This window comes from Streptosporangium sp. NPDC048047, from assembly GCF_040653115.1.
GTDB lineage: Bacteria > Actinomycetota > Actinomycetes > Streptosporangiales > Streptosporangiaceae > Streptosporangium.
The window spans coordinates 1-13318 of the sequence record NZ_JBEZNH010000021.1 but is presented as its reverse complement, the minus strand read 5'-3'; the positions used below and the strand labels follow the sequence as shown (position 1 = coordinate 13318).

The 13318-nt window shown below is 73.2% G+C and carries 15 protein-coding genes; 5 read left to right on the top strand and 10 right to left on the bottom strand.

Going from position 1 to position 13318, the window contains the following annotated elements; genetic code table 11:
- Nucleotides 1-49: 49 nt before the first annotated feature.
- The 4 genes from mshC to AB0D67_RS19615 form a co-directional block, all read right to left on the bottom strand.
- Nucleotides 50-1273: a cysteine--1-D-myo-inosityl 2-amino-2-deoxy-alpha-D-glucopyranoside ligase gene (gene mshC / locus AB0D67_RS19630; protein WP_362937167.1), complete on the bottom strand. Its 1224-nt coding sequence runs from the start codon at nt 1271-1273 to the stop codon at nt 50-52.
- Between the two features lie 123 nt (nt 1274-1396).
- Entirely contained in the window at nt 1397-2158 is a 762-nt protein-coding gene (locus AB0D67_RS19625; protein WP_362937164.1) for an SCO1664 family protein, read from the bottom strand.
- Nucleotides 2155-2736 carry a DUF3090 domain-containing protein gene (locus AB0D67_RS19620; RefSeq protein WP_362937161.1) on the bottom strand — a complete coding sequence of 194 codons (582 nt, stop codon included), beginning with the start codon at nt 2734-2736 and terminating at the stop codon, nt 2155-2157. Before AB0D67_RS19620 ends, AB0D67_RS19625 begins: the two co-directional genes overlap by 4 nt.
- A 10-nt stretch (nt 2737-2746) precedes the next feature.
- The gene (locus AB0D67_RS19615; RefSeq protein ID WP_362937158.1) at nt 2747-3445 is read right to left on the bottom strand and encodes a histidine phosphatase family protein; all 699 of its coding nucleotides are present in this window, start codon (nt 3443-3445) and stop codon (nt 2747-2749) included.
- A 65-nt stretch (nt 3446-3510) separates the two neighbouring features.
- On the opposite strand from AB0D67_RS19615, the gene AB0D67_RS19610 reads away from it, so the two are divergent.
- Nucleotides 3511-4455, top strand: coding sequence for an aldo/keto reductase (locus AB0D67_RS19610; protein WP_362937155.1), 945 nt, complete (start codon nt 3511-3513; stop codon nt 4453-4455).
- 243 nt (nt 4456-4698) lie between these two features.
- Nucleotides 4699-5700 carry a hypothetical protein gene (locus tag AB0D67_RS19605; protein WP_362937152.1) on the top strand — a complete coding sequence of 334 codons (1002 nt, stop codon included), beginning with the start codon at nt 4699-4701 and terminating at the stop codon, nt 5698-5700.
- Between the two features lie 157 nt (nt 5701-5857).
- Here the strand turns inward: AB0D67_RS19605 and fabI are convergent, their stop codons facing one another.
- Nucleotides 5858-6622: an enoyl-ACP reductase FabI gene (gene fabI, locus AB0D67_RS19600; protein WP_362937149.1), complete on the bottom strand. Its 765-nt coding sequence runs from the start codon at nt 6620-6622 to the stop codon at nt 5858-5860.
- Nucleotides 6623-6624: 2 nt separating this feature from the next.
- A complete protein-coding gene (locus AB0D67_RS19595; RefSeq protein WP_362937146.1) occupies nt 6625-7329 on the bottom strand; it encodes a beta-ketoacyl-ACP reductase in 705 nt (234 codons plus the stop codon).
- A 77-nt stretch (nt 7330-7406) separates the two neighbouring features.
- On the opposite strand from AB0D67_RS19595, the gene AB0D67_RS19590 reads away from it, so the two are divergent.
- Both AB0D67_RS19590 and AB0D67_RS19585 read left to right on the top strand, forming a co-directional pair.
- Nucleotides 7407-8906 (top strand): TldD/PmbA family protein, encoded by a 1500-nt coding sequence (locus AB0D67_RS19590; RefSeq protein ID WP_362937143.1) that lies wholly within the window; start codon nt 7407-7409, stop codon nt 8904-8906.
- The gene (locus tag AB0D67_RS19585; protein ID WP_362937140.1) at nt 8903-10270 is read left to right on the top strand and encodes a metallopeptidase TldD-related protein; all 1368 of its coding nucleotides are present in this window, start codon (nt 8903-8905) and stop codon (nt 10268-10270) included. Before AB0D67_RS19590 ends, AB0D67_RS19585 begins: the two co-directional genes overlap by 4 nt.
- 49 nt (nt 10271-10319) lie before the next feature.
- Here the strand turns inward: AB0D67_RS19585 and AB0D67_RS19580 are convergent, their stop codons facing one another.
- The gene (locus AB0D67_RS19580; RefSeq protein WP_362937137.1) at nt 10320-10532 is read right to left on the bottom strand and encodes a dodecin; all 213 of its coding nucleotides are present in this window, start codon (nt 10530-10532) and stop codon (nt 10320-10322) included.
- An 84-nt stretch (nt 10533-10616) separates the two neighbouring features.
- Between AB0D67_RS19580 and AB0D67_RS19575 the strand changes: the two genes are divergently transcribed.
- On the top strand, nt 10617-10928 hold the full coding sequence (locus AB0D67_RS19575; protein ID WP_362937134.1) for a DUF3099 domain-containing protein: 312 nt from the start codon (nt 10617-10619) through the stop codon (nt 10926-10928).
- 299 nt (nt 10929-11227) lie between these two features.
- Here AB0D67_RS19575 and AB0D67_RS19570 read toward each other — a convergent pair whose 3' ends face one another.
- The 3 genes from AB0D67_RS19570 to moaA are packed head-to-tail and all read right to left on the bottom strand — an operon-like array spanning nt 11228 to nt 13039.
- On the bottom strand, nt 11228-11479 hold the full coding sequence (locus AB0D67_RS19570; RefSeq protein ID WP_362937131.1) for a DUF6457 domain-containing protein: 252 nt from the start codon (nt 11477-11479) through the stop codon (nt 11228-11230).
- A gap of 4 nt (nt 11480-11483) precedes the next feature.
- Nucleotides 11484-12053, bottom strand: coding sequence for a molybdenum cofactor guanylyltransferase (locus AB0D67_RS19565; RefSeq protein WP_362937428.1), 570 nt, complete (start codon nt 12051-12053; stop codon nt 11484-11486).
- Nucleotides 12050-13039, bottom strand: coding sequence for a GTP 3',8-cyclase MoaA (moaA, locus tag AB0D67_RS19560; RefSeq protein ID WP_362937128.1), 990 nt, complete (start codon nt 13037-13039; stop codon nt 12050-12052). The genes AB0D67_RS19565 and moaA overlap by 4 nt, the downstream gene beginning before the upstream one ends.
- Between the last annotated feature and the right edge of the window lie 279 nt (nt 13040-13318).

Below are 13318 nucleotides of genomic sequence, written 5' to 3'. Positions count from 1 at the left end.
CGCGGGACCGGCGAGGCCGGTGTCAGCCCGGCCGACCGGCGAGGCGACTTCAGAGGGCGACGCCCAGCAGGGCGTCGGCGAGGTCGCGGACCAGGGCGGGCGCCTGCGGCTCGGCCCCGCCGCCCGCCAGGGCCTCCTCCACCCAGGCGTCGACCGCGGCGAGCGCCCCGGGGGTGTCGAGGTCGTCGGCCAGGCGGGCGCGAACCTCGCCGAGCAGGGCCAGGGCGTCCGGACCGGCGGGCAGCGCCGCGGCCGAGCGCCAGCGGGCCAGCCGGGCCTCGGCGCCGGCGAGCTGGCCGGCGGTCCACTCCCAGTCGGCGCGGTAGTGGCGGGCCAGCAGGGCCAGCCGGATGGCCATCGGGTCGGTCTCCTCGCGCAGCCGCGAGACGAACACGAGGTTGCCCTTGGACTTGGACATCTTCTCGCCGTCGAGGGCGACCATCCCCGCGTGGACGTACGCCCTGGCGAAGGGCCACTCGCCGCAGGCGACGTGCCCCTCGTGGGCGCCGCACTCGTGGTGCGGGAAGATCAGGTCGGAGCCGCCGCCCGCGACGTCGAAACCGCTGCCGAGGTTGTCCAGCGCAATCGCGGTGCACTCGATGTGCCAGCCCGGCCGGCCCGGCCCGAACGGCGAGGGCCACGAGGGCTCACCGGGACGCTCGGCGCGCCAGAGCAGCCAGTCGAGGGGGTGCTTCTTGCCCGCCCGGCCGGGATCGCCGCCCCGCTCGGCGGACAGGGCCAGCATCGTCTCCTCGGAGTACCCGGAGACGGCGCCGAACTTGGGGGCGGCGGCGACGTCGAAGTAGACGTCGCCGTCGAGGTCGTAGGCGGCGCCCTTGTCGCGCAGGGTCTCGATGAGCTCGACGACCTGGCCGATCACCTCGGTCACGGCGACGTACTCGCGCGGCGGGATGATCCGCAGCGCCTCCATGTCGGTGCGGAACAGCCGGATCTCCCGCTCGGCCAGGTCACGCCAGTCGACGCCGGTCTTCTCGGCGCGCTCCAGCAGCGGGTCGTCCACGTCGGTGGTGTTCTGGGTGAAGTGCACCTCGTGCCCGCCGTCCCGCCAGACGCGGTTGACCATGTCGAAGGCGAGATAGGTGTTGGCGTGGCCGAGGTGGGTCGCGTCGTAGGGCGTGATGCCGCAGACGTACATCCGCGCCGTGGGGCCCGGCCGGGTGGGGACGACCTCTCCCGCGGCGGTGTCGAACAGCCGCAACGGGACACCGGCACCGGGGAGCGGAGGGACCTTCGGCGCAGACCACGATTTCATATGACGAACCTATCCAGCAGACAGACCGCCCCGATCGCCTCGGGGCGGTGGACACACAAAGGGCAATGATGTCAACCGCGGTGACGCACCGGCTCATTCCGGCCGGGGCGGCACCGGGCGGCGTCAGATGGGGGGCCAGGGGATGGCGGGCCAGTCCTGGGAGGGCAGCGGGTGCAGGCCGGTGTCGAGGAGCCTGCGGACCCTGACCCAGGTGGCCTCGACCTCGGCGAGGGTGAGCAGCTCACGCAGCCGGCGGCCGAGGCGGCCCTGCTCCAGGTCGCGCTCCAGGCGGGCCAGGACGTTCATGGCCTCGCGCGACAGGGGCTTGCCGCGCCACTGCCACAGCACGGTGCGCAGCTTGTCGTCGGTGGAGAAGCAGACGCCGTGGTCGACGCCGTAGACGTGCCCGTCGGGCAGCGGGAGCAGGTGCCCGCCCTTGCGGTCGGCGTTGTTGATGACGGCGTCGAAGACGGCCATCCGGCGCAGGGCCGGCTGGCGTCCGCGGATCAGCGCCATCAGGTCGGCCTCGGGGTCGGCGTCGACCCACAGCTGGCACATGCCGGGGCCGAAGGGGCCCTCGCGGTAGACGGTCGGCGGCACGATCCGCCAGCCGGTCGCCGCCGACACCTCGAAGGCGGCCACCTCGCGGGCCGCCAGGGTGCCGTCGGGGAAGTCCCACAGGGGACGCTCCCCCCGCACGGGCTTGTAGACGCAGGCGGCGGTCAGCCCGCCGTGCCGGATCGAACAGTAGAGCGTCATGTTGGTCGCCTCGACCAGCCGCCCGGCGATCTCCATATGCCCCTCGCGGAGCAGACGCAGCGCGGTCTCGTCGTCCATTCCCGCCGTGGACGCCGCGCTCAGCGCAGGCTCGCTCTCGGCACTCATTCGCCTCCCTCGCCCGGTGAAACGCTCCTACCCCGATAACCGTTGAGACGCACGCAGATATGCCCCTCGGCGTCGAGAGGCTGGCCGCACAGCGGGCACGGCGGCCGCCCGGCCGCGACGAGGGCCAGGGCGCGCTTGCTGAACGCGCGGGCCGCACCGGGGGTGATGTGCACCCTCAGCAGGGCCGGCTCGGCGAGTTCCTCCTCGAACGCCTCGCCCTCGGCGCCCTCGGCGGTGACCTCCTGGGCCTCGATGACCACCATGGAGGCGTCGGCGTCCCAGGCGAGCGCCATCGTGCCGACCCGGAAGTCCTCGCTGATGGGCATGTCGAGCGGGTCGTTGTCGGTGAGCGCGAGCGGCGCGGCGGCGGGCACCTCCGCGGTGCCCCCGCTGCGCCGCAGCACCTCGTCGAGAAGCTCGTCCAGACGATCGGCCAGGGCCGTGACCTGGAATTTCTCCAGGGAGACGGTGGTCAGTCTGCCCTGTGCCCTGGCCTGGAGGAAGAAGGCGCGTGACCCCGGCTGCCCAACGGCACCGGCCACGAATCTGTCGGGCGGGTCGTAGTCGAAGACCGGCATAGTCCTGACCTTACGTCGTTCCGGCTCCGCCGCCGACGGCGGCGTCGCTTCCGGACGGGTTTTCTCCTCCGCCGGCGTCGTCCGCGCCCTCCGGGGGCCGCAGGCCGGCCACGTCTCCCCCGATGTCGTTGAGCCTGAGCACGAAGGGACGCACGGGGGTGTAGCGGATCGCGGTGAGCGACGCCGGGTCGGCGGATATCCGCTGGAACTGGTCCAGGTGGAGCCCCATGGCGTCGGCCACGATCGCCTTGATGACGTCCCCGTGGCTGCAGACGAGGTAGACGGCCTTCGGGCCCAGCCGCTCGTTCCACTCCCTGACGGCGCTCACCGCGCGGTGCTGGACCGCCGCGAGGGACTCACCGCCGGGGAAGGTGACGGCGCTGGGGTGGTTCTGCACGACCGGCCAGAGCGGGTCCTTGGCGAGCTCGCCGAGCGGGCGTCCGGTCCAGTCGCCGTAGCGGCACTCGCCGAACCGCTCGTCGGTCCGCACCGGCGTCTCCCGGCCGGCGGCGACCGCCAGGGCCGTCTCCTGGCAGCGTTCCAGGGGACTCGAGACGATCGCGTCGAGCTCCAGGGCCGAGAGCCGGGAGGCCAGCGCCCCGGCCTGTTCTCGCCCCCTGTCGCTGAGGTGGACTCCGGGGGTCCATCCGGCCAGCACCGGGCCGGTGAGGTGGGTGAGGCCGTGTCTGGCCAGCAGCAGGGTCGTCACGCGGCCAAGTCTTGCAGGCGGTGCTCCACTACTTTTAACTGGCCGGACGGTAATCTGGCCGGATCATGGAGCAGCGCTATGTGGGCCGGAGCGGGCTGTCGGTCTCCCGCCTCGGACTGGGGACGATGACGTGGGGGAGCGACACCGCCGCCGAGGAGGCCGCGGCCCAGCTCCGCGCCTTCGCCGAGGCCGGGGGCACGCTCATCGACACCGCGGACGTCTACACCGGCGGCGAGGCCGAGAAGCTGCTGGGGCGGCTGCTCCGCGACACGGTGCCGCGGTCGCGGCTGGTGCTGTCCACCAAGGCGGTGCTCACCCCGGCCGGCCACCGGCCCCGGGACGCCTCCAGGCGGCACCTGATCGCCGCCGCCGACGCCTCGCTGGCCCGTCTCGGCGTGGACGAGGTGGACCTGTGGCAGCTGCACGCCTTCGACCCGGAGGTGCCGCTGGAGGAGACCCTGGCCGCGGTGGACACCATCGTGGCGTCCGGGCGGGCGGCGTACGCGGGGGTGTGCGACTACACGAGCTGGCAGCTGGCGGCGGCCGCGGCCGGGCAGCGGGCGGTCCACGGCCGGGCGCCGATCGTCGCGGCGCAGGTCGAGTACTCCCTGCTGGCCAGGGACGCCGAGCGGGAGCTGATCCCGGCGGCCGAGCACTCGGGAGCCGGCGTGCTGGCCTGGTCCCCGCTCGGCAGGGGCGTCCTGACCGGCAAGTACCGCACGGGCGTCCCCGCCGACTCCCGGGCGGCGACCCCGCACTTCGCCGACTTCGTCAAGCCGTACCTCGACGAGCGGTCGCGCCGGGTCGTGGAGTCGGTGGCGACCGCGGCCGAGGGCCTGGGCGTATCGCCGCTCTCGGTCGCGCTGTCCTGGGTGCGCGACCAGCCGGGGGTCGTCGCGGCCATCGTCGGCGCCCGGACCTCCGCCCAGCTCGCCGGAGCGCTCCAATCCGAGGAGCTGACGCTGCCGCTGGAGATCAGGGAGGCGCTGGACGACGTCTCGGCCGACTGAGGCCCGCCGGAGCGGGCACCGGCCGGGCACCGCGTGCGACGCCTCCCCGGGCCGGGGATCGGTGGTGACGGCCCGCGCGGAACGGACGCCGACGAGTAGAACAAGAATCGATCTCGTTTATCACGCGTCAATACCGAATCGTCCCTTCATCTGGCGAGACCGGCCCTTCCCGCAAAACTGTCGATTAGCGCATCGGGAGGGGAGCCCGGTGGCCAGCGAGGCGTCGTCGAGCGAGGGGGACCGTTGCGAACTGCGATCTCGGCCGGTGCGCTCGCGCTCGCACTGATCGGGGCCGTCCCCCTGGCCGCCGCGGCGCCCGCGGGAGCCGCCGTGTGGCCGGCGCAGCCGGGCTGCGAGCACCGGGGGCCGCTGGGCGGCGTGACCGGCGGGCTGTGCGAGACCCTCGGCACCGTCGGCGACACCGTCGGCAGGGCGGTGGACGGCGTCGGCAAGGCGGTGGACAGCGTGGGCGAGACGGTGGGCGGCGCCGTGGACCGCCCAGCCGAGACGGTGGACACCGGACGGTTCGGCGTCACCGCCGAGACCACCACCGGCACCGGCACCGGCGACGCCGGTCTCGGCGTCGAGGTCGGCGTCACCACCGGCACCCGTACCACCGGCCCGGACACCGGCACCGGGACGAAGATCTCCGACACCGCTCCCCGGTCCGCCGGACCGGGCGACGACTCCTCTCCACCGGGAGACGGCGCTGCCGGGCCCGCCACCGCCGCGCCGCGGGCCTCCGCCGGCCCCTGCGCCCCAGCGGCCTCCTCCCCGTGCGTGGAGGCCGAGCCCTCCGGCCGGAAGCCTCCCCCCAGCAGGATCCCGCCGACCGCGAGGCCGCTCCCCCGCCCCTCGCGGAGCGACGAGCCCGAGCAGACCGTACGGCGGGACACGTCGTACGGCCCGCCCCGCCCGGAGCCGGCCCCGCCTGTCCGCGACACGGACGCGGGGCCGGTGACCGCCGAACCGTCCCCCCCGGTGGCCGATCCCGAGGCTCCGCGGGTGGAGCTGCTGTGGCCGGGCGCCGGGATGCACGAGTTGCGCGACCGGATGCCCACGGACCGGCCCGTCAGGCCCACCCGGTCGTCCGACCCGGCCGGCACGGCGCTCACCACCGTGCTGCTCGTCGTGGCGATCCTCGCGGTCCGCCTGCTGTACGTCCGGCGGGGCGGCAGGGAGTCGATGCCCTTCGAGCCGCTGAGACTTGGCCGGCACCGGACGGCGCCGGCCTCCCGGCTCTGAGCGGCCCAGGGCTCCGCAGGGATCCCGCCGGATCCGGGCGGTTCACCGGCTCCCGACCCCGGAGAGCCCCGGAGACGTGGGTCCGCGAGACGCCGGAAAGCACGGGGGGCCGGCGCCATGGGCGCCGGCCCCCCGCTTCGGCACGTCGTACGGCCCGTCAGCCGCCGATCGCGTGCACGCCCCCGTCGACGTGCACGATCTCGCCGGTCGTGGCGGGGAACCAGTCGGACAGCAGCGCCAGGCACGCCTTGGCCGCGGGCACGGTGTCGCCCAGATCCCAGCCGAGCGGCGCCTTGCCGGGCCAGCTGTCCTCGAACTCGGCGAAGCCCGGGATGCTCTTGGCCGCCATGGTCCGCAGCGGCCCGGCCGCCACGAGGTTGACCCGGATGCCGTGCCCGCCGAGGTCGCGGGCGAGATACCGGGAACAGGACTCCAGGCCGGCCTTGGCCACGCCCATCCAGTCGTAGACGGGCCAGGCCTTGCTGGCGTCGAAGTCGAGGCCGACGATCGAGCCGCCCTCCTTCATCAGCGGCAGGCATGCCTGGGCGAGCGCCTTGAACGAGAAGGTGGAGACGTGCAGGGCGGTGGAGACGTCCTCCCACGGCGTGTTGAGGAAGTTGCCGCCCAGGCAGCTCTGCGGGGCGAAGCCGATGGAGTGGACCACGCCGTCGAGTCCCCCGACGTGCTCGCCGACCCGGTCGGCCAGCGAGTCGAGGTGCTCGGTGTTCTGCACGTCCAGCTCGATCACCGGCGGCGGCTCGGGGAGCCGCTTGGCGATCCGCTCGACCAGGCTGAGCCGGCCGAAGCCGGTCAGCACGACCTGCGCCCCCTCCTCCTGGGCCAGCTTGGCCACGGAGAAGGCGATCGAGGCGTCGGTCAGGACGCCGGTGACCAGGATGCGCTTGCCTTCGAGGATTCCCATGCTCAGTGCCCCATTCCCAGGCCGCCGTCGACGGGGATGACCGCCCCGGTGATGTAGGCGGCGTCTTCGCTCGCCAGGAACCTGACCACGCGGGCGACCTCGTCGGCGCTCGCGTAGCGGCCCAGCGGGATGCTCTTGCGGATCATCTCCTGATGCGCCTCCTCCAGCTCCGCCGTCATGTCGGTCTCCACGAAACCCGGGGCGACGACGTTGACGGTGATGCCGCGCGAGCCGAGCTCACGCGCCGCGGAGCGGGCGAAGCCGATCATGCCGGCCTTGGAGGCGGCGTAGTTGGTCTGGCCGGCGGAGCCCAGCATGGCCACCACCGAGGAGATCAGCACCATCCTGCCTCGCTTGAGGCGCAGCATGCCGCGGGTGGCCCGCTTGGCCACCCGGTACGCGCCGGTCAGGTTGGCGTCGATGACGTCGGTGAAGGTCTCCTCCTTCATCAGCGGAAGCAGGGTGTCGCGGGTGATGCCCGCGTTGGCGACCAGCACCTCGACCGGGCCCTGCTCGGCCTCGACCTTCCCGAACGCCTCGTCGACGTCGGCCGCGCTGGTCACGTCGCACCGCACGGCGAGGAAGCCCTCCGGGGGCTCCCCGGAACGGTACGTCACGGCGACCGAGTCACCGGCCTTGGCGAGTTCGCGGGCGATCGCGAGGCCGATGCCGCGATTGCCGCCGGTTACGAGAACAGATCGAGCCATGTGAGCGACGCTATCGCCTACCGGGGGGTAAACCACTTGTCCGCCAGGGACAAGATCACAGGGCTAGGATCGTCGACATGCGCCAGATCGACTCCGATTTCCTCGCCCTTCCCCTGAGACGGCTGGCCGACGCGGCCCTGCAGCGCGCCCGCGACCTCGGCGCCGAGCACGCCGACTTCCGGCTGGAGCGCATCCGCTCGGAGGTGCTGCGGCTGTCGGACGCCTCCTTGGAAGGTTCCATGGACGCCGACGACCTCGGCTACGCCGTACGGGTCGTCAAGGACGGCACCTGGGGCTTCGCCGCGGGCATCGACCTCACCCCCGAGGCGGCGGCGCGGGTCGCCGAGCAGGCGGTGGAGGTGGCGGCCGTCTCCGCGGCGGTCAACCGCGAGCCGGTCGAGCTGGCCCCCGAGCCGGTCCACTCCGACGTCACCTGGGTCTCCTCCTACGAGATCGACCCGTTCGAGGTGCCGGCGCGCGACAAGGCGGCGCTCCTCGCCGAGTGGTCGGACGGCCTGCTGCGCGACCCGCGCGTGGACCACGTCCGGGCCTACCTCAACCAGGTCAAGGAGCAGAAGTTCTACGCCGACACCGCGGGCACGGTGACCACCCAGCAGCGGGTGCGCCTGCACCCGTATCTGGAGGCGACGAAGGTCGAGGCCGACCGCTTCGACTCGATGCGCACCCTCGCCCCGCCGGTCGGCCGGGGCTACGAGTACCTCACCGGCACCGGCTGGGACTTCCCCGCCGAACTGGCCGTCCTCCCCGAGCACCTCGCCGAGAAGCTCAAGGCCCCCTCCGTCGAGGCCGGCGTCTACGACCTGGTCGTCGACCCGTCGAACCTGTGGCTGACGATCCACGAGTCCATCGGGCACGCCACCGAGCTGGACCGCGCCCTGGGTTACGAGGCCGCCTACGCCGGCACCAGCTTCGCCACCTTCGACCGGCTCGGGTCGCTGGTGTACGGCTCGCCGGCGATGAACGTGACGGGCGACCGCACCGTCGAGCACGGCCTGGCGACCGTCGGCTACGACGACGAGGGCGTGGCGACCCGGGAGTTCGACATCGTCTCCGGCGGGATCCTGACCGGCTACCAGCTCGACCGGCGGATGGCGCTGCTCAAGGGGCTGGGCGCCTCGAACGGCTGCGCCTTCGCCGACTCCCCCGGGCACATGCCGATGCAGCGCATGGCCAACGTCTCACTGCGGCCCGCCGACGGCGGCCCCTCCACCGAGGAGCTGATCTCCGGCGTGGAACGCGGCGTCTACGTCGTGGGCGACAAGAGCTGGTCCATCGACATGCAGAGGTACAACTTCCAGTTCACCGGCCAGCGGTTCTACCGGATCGAGGACGGCCGGCTCGCCGGGCAGCTCCGCGACGTCGCCTACCAGGCCACGACCACCGACTTCTGGGGGTCGATGGAGGCCGTGGGCGGGCCGCGGACCTACGTCCTGGGCGGCGCGTTCAACTGCGGCAAGGGGCAGCCCGGCCAGGTCGCCGCGGTCAGCCACGGCTGCCCGTCGGCGCTCTTCCGCGGCGTGCGCATCCTCAACACCCTCAAGGAGAGTGGCAAGTGAGCCCCCAGGAGATGATCGAGAAGGCTCTCGACCTCTCCACGGCCGACGACGTCGTGGTGATCGCGGACGAGAGCTCCAGCGCCAACCTGCGTTTCGCGGGCAACACGCTGACCACCAACGGCGTGACCCGCTCGACGCGGCTCACCGTGATCTCGGTGGCCGGGCGGGGCGTGGGCGTGGTGTCGCGGTCGGCGGTCCGCCCCGAGCAGCTCGCCGACATCGTCGCCGAGGCCGACCACGCCGCCGAGGACGCCGCCCCGTCCGAGGACGCCCGCCCCCTGGTCGAGGGGTCCCTCTCGGCCGGCTGGGACGACCCCGCCGAACCCACCTCCATCGGGGTGTTCGGCGACTTCGCCCCCGCGCTGGGCGAGGCGTTCGCCGCCGCCGAGGCGGGCGGGCGCAGGCTGTACGGCTTCGCCGAGCACATCGTGACCACGACCTACGTCGGCACCTCGGCCGGGACCCGGCTGCGGCACACCCAGCCCACCGGCCGGCTGGAGCTCAACGCCAAGTCGGCCGACATGAGGCGCTCGGCCTGGACGGGCGTGGCCACCCGCGACTTCGCCGACGTCGACGTGGCGGCGCTGGACGCCTCGCTGGCCCGGCGGCTGAAGTGGTCCGAGCGGCGGATCGACCTGCCCGCGGGCCGGTACGAGACGCTGATCCCGCCGTCGGCCGTCGCCGACCTCATGATCTACATGTACTGGACGGCCGGCGCCCGGGACGCCCTGGAGGGCCGCACGGTCTTCTCCAAGCCCGGCGGCGGCACCCGCGTCGGGGAGTCGCTGGCCCGGCTGCCGGTCCGCCTGTACAGCGACCCGGCCGCGGCGGGCGTCGAGTGCGCGCCGTTCGTGGTGGCGCACTCCTCCGGTCGGCAGAGCTCTGTGTTCGACAACGGCCTGCCGCTGGCGCCCACCGACTGGATCTCCGGCGGCGCGCTGTCCGGCCTGATCCAGACCCGGCACTCGGCCGGGCTGACCGGCCTGCCGGTGACGCCGGCCGTCGACAACCTCCTCATGGAGGGGCCCGGGGGCGGGCGGTCGCTGGAGGAGATGATCGCCTCCACCGAGCGCGGCCTGCTGCTCACCTGCCTGTGGTACATCCGCGAGGTCGACCCGCAGAGCCTGCTGCTGACCGGACTGACCCGGGACGGCGTCTACCTGGTGGAGAACGGCGAGGTCGTGGGCGAGGTGAACAACTTCCGCTTCAACGAGAGCCCGGTCGGCCTCCTCGGCCGCCTCACCGAGGTCGGCGCCTCCGAGCAGACCCTGCCCCGGGAGTGGAACGACTACTTCACCCGCGCCGTCATGCCGCCGGTCCGGGTGCCGGACTTCAACATGTCCACGGTCAGCCAGGCCAGCTGACCGCCTCCGCCGTACGGCGGGACCCCGGCCCCGGGGCCCCGCCGTACGGTCAGGTGTCCTCCAGGCGGAAGCCGATCTTCATCCCGACCTGGAAGTGCCCGACCTCGCCGTCGACGATGTGTCCCCTGACCTCGGTCACCTCGAACCAGTCGAGGTGACGCAGGGTCTGCGAGGCGCGCCGGACGCCGTTGCGGACGGCCGCCTCGATGCTCTCCTCCGAGGTGCCGACGATCTCGGTCACCCGGTACGTTCGATCCGTCATACCGTCCTCCTCCATGGCCATGATCGCACGGCCGTCCACGAGGCCCGGGTTGGACCCGCCCCGGCCGGGGTCTAGGTTGGATACGTGAAGGTATGGCACAGGCGCCAGACGGTCCACCAGGTCACCGATGCCCGCCCGTCCCTGACCGAGGACATCGGCAAACGCGAGAAAAGCTATCTGATCAAGATGGGGATCCGGCTGGCCTGCCTGATCCTCGCCTTCACCGTGCCCGCCCCGCTGCCCGTACGGCTCCTGCTCTTCGCGGGGGCGATTTTTTTGCCGTACGTTGCCGTGATCGGGGCCAACGCCCCGCAGAAGAGCACCCCGCTTGACCCTGACATGCACGAAACAGGACAGAGTGAAATACCTCGCCACCGACGCGAGATCGGGTCGTGACTAAGTCTTGACGCACCTTGGGGGTAGTAGGTGTACGCTTTAGCCAAGTGCCCTGGTCCCCCGTCGGGGCACTGGTGCCGGCGTTCCGGGCCCCCGTCGGAACGCCGATGAAGCGGCGCCGGGTGGTTTGCCCCCGTAACCACCCGGCGTCGCCTTTTCTCCCTCTTTTCCTCTCCCGCCCGATTCTCCGGCGCGCATGCTCTCCGGCATGCGGGCGGAGACAGTCGGCCTCGCCGTCCCTCTCCGCCGCGCGGCGGTCCTCCAGCGCGGAGGCGGTTCTCCTCGCGCGGAGGCGGTGACTAGGCGGTCTCGCCGCCGGCCCGCCGTTCCCAGTCCCTGGCCAGCCCGGTCAGCCGCTCCACCGCGTCCGGCGGCGCCGTGCCCGCGCCCTGGGCCAGCCCCAGGAGATACGCCGTCAGCGGCGCGGCCGGGCGGGTCACGCCGTGCGCGACCTCCTTGGTCAGGTCCAGCAGCTCGTCGCGGTCGACCACCGAAGGGTCGATGCCCAGCTCGCGGCAGGCCAGGGCGGTCCACTCCGTCAGCACGTTCACCTGTTCACTCCTCGTTCGGAAGCGGCCCGGCCTCACCCCGGGCGCGCAGCAGATCGTCCATCGTGTCGCAGTCGAACCACGGCGAGCCTCCGAGACGGAGCCCGGTGGGCGCCAGGGGGGCGAGGAGCCCGCGCAGCGATCGCCCGTCGTAACGCGCGAGGGCCCGGGTGAGCTCCGCGGTGCGCCAGGCACCCGCGAGCCACTGCTCCCGGCCCTCGTCGTCGACGAGCACCGCCCCGGGGTCGGCCGCCTCCAGCAGCGCCCGGACGTGGCCGGCGGTGAGGAACGGCAGGTCGGCGGCGAGCAGCGCGACCAGCGGCGCGGTCACCTCGGCCAGCCCCGACCGCAGCGCGGGAACCGGCCCGCCGCCGGGCGGGTCCTCCCGCAGGAAGACCGCGCGCGGCAGGCCGGGACGGGGCGGCCCGACGACGACGAGCCGCCCGGCGTCGGGGACGGCCGCGGCGACCGTCTCGATCAGTGGGCGGCCCGCGACGAGCATGCCGGGCTTGTCGCGGCCGCCGAGCCTCCTGGCCTGGCCGCCTGCCAGCACGCACGCGTCGTAGCGCACACTCAGCCGCCGATGGCCGACATCGGCCGGGACGGCTGCAGGAACGCCGGGTCGTCGATGCCGTGGCCCGCCTTCTTCCCGCGGACCGCGGCCGTCCATCGCTCGGCGAGCTCGTCGTCACCGGCGCCGGAGCGCATGGCCGCGCGCAGGTCGGACTCCTCGGTGGCGAACAGGCAGTTGCGGATCTGGCCGTCGGCGGTGAGCCGTACGCGGTCACAGGCGCCGCAGAACGGCCGGGTGACGGAGCCGATGACCCCGACCCTGGCCGGCCCGCCGTCGACGACGAACAGCTCCGCCGGGGCGCTGCCGCGCTCCACCGGGGAGTCGGGGGCCAGGTCGAAGGACTCCTTCAGCAGCGCGAGGATCTCGTCGGCCGTGATCATGTCGTCCCGGCGCCAGCCGTGCTGGGCGTCCAGCGGCATCTGCTCGATGAACCGCAGCTCGTATCCCCGCTCCAGGCAGTGGCGCAGCAGCGGCACCGCCTCGTGGTCGTTGACGCCGCGCATCAGCACCGCGTTGACCTTGACCGGGCGCAGCCCGGCGGCGTCGGCGGCGGCCAGGCCGTCGAGGACGTCGGCGAGCCGGTCGCGGTGCGCGAGCCGTTTGAAGGTCTCGCGGTCGAGGGTGTCGAGGGAGACGTTCACCCGGTACAGGCCCGCCGCGGCGAGCGGCGCGGCCAGCCGGGCCAGCCCGATGCCGTTGGTGGTCAGGGAGACCTGGGGGGCGGGGTCCAGCGCCGCGGTCCGGGTCACGATGTCGAGGAGCTCGCGGCGGAGCAGCGGCTCACCGCCGGTGTAGCGGACCTCGGTGATGCCGAGGCGCTCCACGCCGATGGTCACCAGGCGGACGATCTCGTCCGCGGTCAGCAACTCGGGTTTGGGCAGCCAGTCGAGGCCCTCGGGCGGCATGCAGTAGGAGCACCGCAGGTTGCAGCGGTCCGTGAGGGACACCCGCAGGTCCGTCGCCACCCGGCCGAACGAGTCCTGCAACATGGGACGTCACCTCCCTTGTCAGTGCTGACCGGACGGGACCGGTCGGAAACCGGCCCGGTGCGCCCATGAAACCACGTCCGGCCGATGAGGACATCATCGACCGAATCGCCGGTTTCGCGGGCGGACGCCCATTCTCCCGCACCGCCGCCGGACCGCCATCCCCTGATCGGCCCCGTACCTCCCCTGAAGCGCCGGCCGCCGCCCAGCAGCGCCCGGCGGGGGCCCGGGCGCGGGGGGTCCAGATCAGCCAGGGCCGGGGGGGTGGGGTGGACGTGATGT